Here is a 7,277-nt window from a genome sequence, read left to right on the forward strand (position 1 = left end):
TGTTCGCCTTCAGTTTATAGGCAGAGCTAACGCATGATGTTGCTCATAGCTGGATAAACTTGCTTAGCTTTTTCCCATCCACGTTCACTCCAGCCCTACTTTGGTGGAATGAGGAAGGCGACGTACCTAAGACTCACTACCGTGCTTTGCTAAAGCACGGTAGTGAGTAATGCCTAGTACATGCCATGAACTAAATAGGGAGAGGCAGAACGAGCCCCTGAGGGCTGAGCTTATGGCCTTGGGGGGTCACGGCCTGCTCCAGTGGGATGAGGTGGAGGCGACCACCTTGCACCTTGGGGTACTTCCTCGTGCGCTGAATGTCCCAGAGTTGCTTCATCTGAAAGGGGAGCTCACGGAGACGCTCCAGCCACAGCTCCACTTGGAGCTCCTCCTTCGAAAGGGGGGCGAGGGCGAGGGCTACTTCCGAGGGAGCTTGCTGCAGGGCCCTCCCTCGAACCTCCGCAAGGCAGCGAATAGCTGTACTTGTCTCCTCTTCGCTCTCCAGCAGTGCTTCGGCGAGCAGGAGCAACACCTCTGAGTAGGGATAGAGCCCCAGCTCCATCGGCCTCGTGCCTATATGCTCAGGGGTCGATCGGAGCCAGAACCAAGGGGCTGGATTAAAGATCTGAAAGACTGTCTTCCCCTCCTCCGCTACCTTATAGAAACTGTGGAAATACTGCCTATCCTTGCCCCGCAAATCACTCTCACCATAGACCGACATGAAGAGCTTCGTCGGTCGAAAGGCATTGAAGGCGAGCGACTCGCCTACCTTACCCCAGCTCTTAGCCTCCCGAGGGAAGGTATAGGCCTCCAGACTCGGGGCACTGGCACCTCGGAGGGTGAAGAGGTATTCGTCGCAGGCAGGGTTGGTGCGTAGCGTGTTGTATGCCGAATGCTCTTCGCTCCCACCGTTAGGCATCAATCGATACCTCCCAGAGCTAAGGACGGGGCGGAGGATAGCCGCCGCGTCCTTGTACTTAGCTTGTCTCAGAGGATAGCCACTCATCTGTAGGTATACCTCCCCTAGGAGCACTCGGGCAAGGTCTTGGTGTACACGATACGACCCTACCTCCTTTGTCCTACTGGGAAGAAGGGCAATAGCCGACCGGAGGTCTTGCTCGATCAGCTGATAGCCCTCCTCTAGGGACTTTGTTTGTCCTCCACGGCTCTCCTGAATGACCCCAAAGCTACGCAAGAGATAGAAGCGACTGAAGGCTCGGAAGAAACGTACCTCTCCGAGTAGCTGTGCTTGCTCCCCAGCCTGTAGCCCCTTCGCCGTAGGGAGGAGACGAAGCAGTGAGTCTGCGAGCTCTATCCCATCATAGCACCGAGAATAAATAGTCTCAGCGAGCCTCTGTACCGCAGGAGAGGATAGCTTCGCCGTATTTAATATGGGGTAAGGGCCAGCAAGTGCTTCGCTCTCTATCAAGCCGCTCAGATAGGCGGGCCAAGCGGAGCGTACCCCCTCCTCTGGATCGGTATCTAAGTAGATCGAGGGAAGTCCCTCCTTATACAGTCGCTGGACAGCCTCCGTAGCCGAAGTGGCATCAGCAAAGGGACTTTGCTCAGAGGGAGTCTGTGGCGCATGCTCCTTCTTGCAGGAGAGGAATAGAAGGAGACCGACCAGGACGGCGAGTGCCCGACGAGAGATATAGTGTGACGTCATAGGATGATACTAATCGATAAAGATACTAGAAAGAGTAGCTGTAGCTAAGTTCGCTCGTAAAGGAAGATCTAGGAGCGCTCACTGCCTGGAGGAGCTTGCGCCCTTGGTAAGCGACGCTTGCATTCAGGCCGTGCTTGCCCCAGAAGCGATAGCCTGCAGTAGCTCGGAGGTTGTACACCTGCGCTAGCCTGTGCCCTACCTCCTGAGTCTCATTGTAGGATAGGCTAAGCCCCGTACTGAGCTGTTTCTTTAGGAAGCGCTTAGCTAGGCTGAGGCTTGGCCCGAGGGTAAGCACGGCCTTGCGGTCGGCATAGTTATTACTTACATTGAAGCCCCCCGTGAGTGTAAGGTCCAGCGCGCTCAGATCTAAGCTATAGCTCGTCCCGAGGTTCATAAAGCGGGTGAGCTGACCGGGCTGGATATAGCGCCCCTGCCTATCGGCGGCTTCTTGGTAGCTCAGAGTAGCTGACAGGGTCTGTGTCTGAGCTTCACTCTGCTTGAGGCGCCAGCTAATATCGGCATCTAGGCTATGGCTGAGCTGGGTAAACTGCAGGGTGTCAAGATTGTCATAGGGAGTCCGTGCATTGATATAGTCGAAGCTGGACTTCAGATTGCGATAAGACTGGAAGCTGGATAGTGAGACCGAGGCGGAGAGGGCTTCGCTGGGAGTGAAGCCGACCTGTGCTGAGCCCACGAAGCGCTTATTATGCTCCTGCTTCTGCCCCATGAGGTCATCTCGCTGGAGGCCTCCACTTAGTGCAAGGCTGAGCTTACTATCGAAGAAGCTCCGGCTATAGTTGAGCGTCAGATTCTCGTAGTCGTTGTTGAAGTAGTAAGCCCCTAAGGTCGCATAGCCCGGATCGATACGCTCGTAGCCTACCCCCAGAGTATTGCCGACGAAGCTATAAGACACGTCGGCCTTGAGGGCATGGTAGTAACTCACCTCTGTGCTTCGCAGATCCTGCTGCATCCTGCTGAGCCCATATTCCAGCGAGAGCTTAAGGTCCTTGATGAGACTGAGGCTCCCCTCTAGTCCCAGAGCTATATTCCCCTTGGGATAGATCCCTAGCGCATCGATGTCGAAGGAGATGTGCCCATCTCGATCCCGTGCCGCAAAGACCGTCCCTCCGAGGGCAAAGGTACTCCCCTCATACCGAGTCTTGAGCCCATACCCCCATCGCTCATAGCCCACCTGCAGGGAGGGAATATTCGGGTCGGCATCCACCCTCTTGAGTAGTCGCCCTGCCATAGCCGATACCTGCCACTTCCCGGGACTTAGCTCTACGCCCAGACCCGTAAACTGATGACCATTCAGCGTATAGGGCCCGAAGCTCATAGATACATCGCCGATATGAGCCTTCGCCCACTTATACGAAGGATGGAGGCTTAGCCGATTGGGAAGCGAGGGATAGGAGAAGTTCGCCCCATAGTTATTCAGATTAAACGAGAGGGGGATATTGAGGAGCTCGTAGAGCGATAGGTTCACCGCCCCCGTGAGCTGGTACGTGAAGCTCTGGCGGGCTTCGCTAGGCTGACTGCTGAATAGCGTAGCACGAGCAGAGATGCTCCCACTGATCTTAAGGGGGGTCTTCTTACGAAAGGCAAGCACCTCCTCGATATTCTGGGCATAGCTAGGCTTCATCCCGAGGAGCAGCAGAGCTGTCAGTAGGAGTATCCTCCGGAGGGGCGTAGGGTAAATCTTCAGCATAGGCAATAGAGGTTATTCATTGGGGCGCTTCTCGACCTTGATATCCGCAAGGATGTAGGAGGCGGCACCTGCTTGGACATAGCGCTTGACACGGATCACGCCACGACGACCATCTGCCGTACGAAAGAGGACGAAGTGGGGCAGACTCCCCTTGTCAAAGTGCCTAGGACGTGGCTCGCTCCACTGCCTGAAGCGGTCGAAGTCCTTAGCCTGCTCGAAGCTCTCGAAGTCTGCATCAGTGATCGTGCTCCCGTAGTCAGATGGATAATGGACGAAGCTCGCCCCTTGTGCCCCAGGAATGTATGGAAAGGAACTGGAGACGGCCTGATTGGGTGCAAAGAAGTAGCAATAACTAAAGGAGGAGTTCAAGGCAAAGAAGCCCAAATCGACCTTAGCTCCGAGTTGCTCCTCAGCAATACGTTTCGACGTCACGACCCCTCCCGCATAGGCCGAATAGAAGCATCCGACAGTGTTCTTAGCCTCATTGATGCCGAGCTTTAGGTCCACCTGCTCGATGATCCCTCGATTGGGCTTGATGGTAAGGAGCTTCTCGACACGTTGCTCCTCCTTGCCATTGCTAGCTAAAAGGATCAGCTTGTAGTTCCCAGCCCGCTCGAAGCGTATACTCGTGGCCTCGGCCTCGGGATGCTCTATGGTCGCTCCCTCACAGAGCCAGCGATAGGTAAGCCCCCCTGTGGTGAGGTTCTGGGTCCTCAGGGTCAGGGGAGCCTCCCAGTCTTGGTCTACGGCACTGGGGGTATAGCTAAAGTCTGCATGCATCGGAGCCTGCAGGGTAAAGGTCTTGCTCAGCTCCTCGTAGCGACTGCCATTGAAGACCCTAAGGTGGATCTTATGCTCACCGCCATCTTTGAACGTAACAGCCGAAGGATATTGGGTCGCAGATGAGGAGGGCTCTCCGCCCTCAAAGCTCCACTCATAGCGACTGCCTCCTTTGCTCCAATTACGGAGCGTAACTACCGCTGGGGCGATATCGTTAATCGCTATCTGATAGTCGAAGTTCAGCGAAAGAGCCGAGTCTACTCGAAGGGTCTGTTCGCTGACCTTCTCCTCAACGGCATTCCGCACACGGAGCCGTATCCTATGCTCTCCAGGCTCGGTGAATGTCACTGTCCCGGGTCGCTTCTCACGTGAGGATGCTGGCGAACCGCCCTCAAACGTCCACTCATACTCATCCGCCCCATAGCTCTCATTCTTCAGCTGAACCTGCACGGGCGTAGTCTTATCCTCCGCCACCTCAATGGAGAAGGCGGAGGCTATCGGCACGGACTCCTCCCTGAGGCAAGACGATAGCAAGGCTGTCACCAGCAGTACTGCTATCAAGCGATAAGGAATGCGCATTCTATTCATCTTCCGCTCTTTATTACGATCATATTGTTTATTCTATCCTTTTCTAAATGTAACGGGCTCTCACGTTGTAGCTCCTTCATACTAGGACCCCATTGTGCCTCTAGCTTCCTCCTTTGGGATCTTCGTTCATGCCCACGAGTTGCCCTACCTATCCCCCTCCTATCTATGGGGGTGCCTCAGGGGTGTACAGCGTGTGACAAACACAGATGAGAGCCCTACAGAGAGTGTACTTAGAGGGAGGGAGTGTACACGTGGGTACACTATGGTATACACACGTGTACACTATTGTATACCTGCGTGTATACTCTTCCCCTCTAGGTAGTAGGTATACACGGGATGCGTCCACACCTAGGATACTGATACTCCTGCCTTAGCTCTGGACACCTCAGCGACACTCCCCCCTCAGTCTCTCTCTGACCTCCTCCGTCAGCCCTATCTGGGCAGGTTGCACCTGTTTGGTATCAGGCCGTTATACCTTATCTTCACACTCCCTGGCCTTGGGTACACCGCTGGATTCCTCCCACTCATAGATGTATACCTTGCCTTGAGAGTAGGCGATCATTCGGTCGCCGATGATGTGGATAGACTCAATATCCCACCCATCCCAGGGGATATGCCAGACAAACTTCTCCGTCTGCACATCGAAGGCTGCAAGGAAGAAAGTATCCGATACCCGCACCGAGACGTAGAAGATCCCGTCGCGTAGTAGGAGACCATTAGTTCTAGCGCTATACTCTTTCCCTTCATGAGTAAACCTATCTAAACGCCCCTTATAGAGCATCTGCCCAGCCTTGAAGTCGAATATCTTGTAGAAGCTGGCAAAGATAGAGTAGCCAAGATCCCCACAATGAGACATCTTTGGCAGTATCATCTCTTCACGTACCTCTAAGGACTTTCCCGTAGCTACCTCTATACGATGTAAGTGTTCTTGGGTCGTCACCCATAGATCAGAGCCATAGAAGTTGATGAATTCAATCATCCCTGGAACAATTCCATTGCGCCAAAGGGAATATCCACGACCGCTCTCGGAAAAGTCCAGCCGATAGACCTCCTCTAGGCCTTGGCCGTCCTTATCGCGCATGGCTACCAACTGGCTCTTCCATTGGCAGGCGAAGAAGTGGAGACCATGGTGGCTACCCCTATAGAAGGAATTAACCTCGAGGGGGAACACCCCTAGGTCTTGATACTCATGAGTGGAGAGGTTATACTTGACGACCCTCTTATTTACGAAGTAGACCCAGTCCTCCTCTTCCGTATCGAGTATGTTAAAATATCCCGTTGCATCCACTAGAGACTGCTTCAGCTCTCCATCCAGAGAGAATATATTTATCCGATCAGAGAGCGGAGAGTCTGGTGAGTAATGTATGAACCACAAGCCTCTTCGCAGCTCAGGGACCCTTGCATAGGGACTATACAGGGACTGTAGTCTCTCCTGACAGACACCATCCAGAGAGTATCGGTGGGTACTGTAAGTCCGCTTTTTGTTGGTCGTCGTAATGAAGATAGAGTCCTCATAGATCGCCATCCAGGGAGCTGGAATTCGTTGAATTAACTGCTGTATCATTCTATTATATCGAAGATTGAATTAAAGACTTTAGTCTCTTTGAGGGCTATATAGAGAGTCCGAGCCTCAAGGATGTCTATTCCCAAGGCTTCATTCAGAGTCTGCCTAACGTTAGGTCGCTCTATTAAAGTCACGACCTCTGCCATACCCGCTGATAGATGCGTACCTCGTCGTGGGAGTGGGCGATCATTCGGTCACCGATGATATGCACAGAGCCGATATCCCAACCGCCCCAGAGATCGTGCCAAACAAACTCCTCCGTCTGTACATCGAAGGCTGCTAGGAAGAAGATCCCCGACACCCGCACCGAGACGTAGAAGATCCCCTCGTGTAGCAAGAGGCCATTAGTCTGAGCGTTATACTCCTTCCCTTCGTGAGTAAACCTATCCAAGCGTCCCTCATAGAGCATCTGCCCGGCCTTGAAGTCGAATATCTTGTAGAAGCTGGCAAAGATAGAGTAGCCAAGATCCCCACAATGAGACATCTTTGGTAGTATCATCTCTTCTCGTATCTCTAAGGACTTTCCTGTAGCTACATCTATACGATGTAAGTGCTCTTGGGTCGTCACCCACAGATCAGAGCCGTAGAAGTTGAGGAAGTAAATCTCTCCAGAAACGATCTTGTTGTGCCACGGGGAATAGCCACGACCACTCTCAGAGAAGTCCAGCCGATAGACCTCCTCCAAGCCTTGGCCGCCCTTATCTCGCATGGCGACCAGCTGGCTCTTCCCTTGGCTGGTAAAGAAGTGGAGACCACGGTGGCTACCCTTATAGTAGGAGGGTGACTTTAGCTGGGGAGGATCTAGGTCTCTGTACGTGTTGGTGGAGAGGTCATAGCTAAATAAGCGGCGTCTATTGACGAAGTAGATCTGCCTACCCTCGTTGAGTGCCAGCGTATAGTAGTAGCCTTCTCCTGATATGGTTTGTAGTAGTTCGCCATCCCGGGAAAAGATATTTAGCATGTTGCCCAGT

At 53.3% G+C, this 7,277-nt stretch carries 5 protein-coding genes; all 5 read right to left on the bottom strand.

What is annotated here, in order from left to right; genetic code table 11:
- Positions 1–190 precede the first annotated feature (190 nt).
- Positions 191–1,666: a RagB/SusD family nutrient uptake outer membrane protein gene (locus tag QZ170_RS05045; protein ID WP_297178058.1), complete on the bottom strand. Its 1,476-nt coding sequence runs from the start codon at positions 1,664–1,666 to the stop codon at positions 191–193.
- Positions 1,667–1,691: 25 nt separating this feature from the next.
- Positions 1,692–3,374, bottom strand: a complete 1,683-nt coding sequence (locus QZ170_RS05050) for a hypothetical protein (RefSeq protein ID WP_297178061.1) — start codon at positions 3,372–3,374, stop codon at positions 1,692–1,694.
- Positions 3,375–3,386: 12 nt separating this feature from the next.
- Positions 3,387–4,742 (bottom strand): PKD domain-containing protein, encoded by a 1,356-nt coding sequence (locus QZ170_RS05055; RefSeq protein WP_297178064.1) that lies wholly within the window; start codon positions 4,740–4,742, stop codon positions 3,387–3,389.
- Between the two features lie 469 nt (positions 4,743–5,211).
- Positions 5,212–6,306 carry a hypothetical protein gene (locus QZ170_RS05060; protein ID WP_297178067.1) on the bottom strand — a complete coding sequence of 365 codons (1,095 nt, stop codon included), beginning with the start codon at positions 6,304–6,306 and terminating at the stop codon, positions 5,212–5,214.
- 130 nt (positions 6,307–6,436) lie between these two features.
- Positions 6,437–7,277, bottom strand: an 841-nt coding sequence (locus QZ170_RS05065) for a hypothetical protein (RefSeq protein WP_297178070.1), incomplete at its 5' end; no start/stop codon positions are given.

The sequence above is a fragment of the uncultured Porphyromonas sp. genome (genome assembly GCF_905372525.1).
Lineage (GTDB): Bacteria > Bacteroidota > Bacteroidia > Bacteroidales > Porphyromonadaceae > Porphyromonas.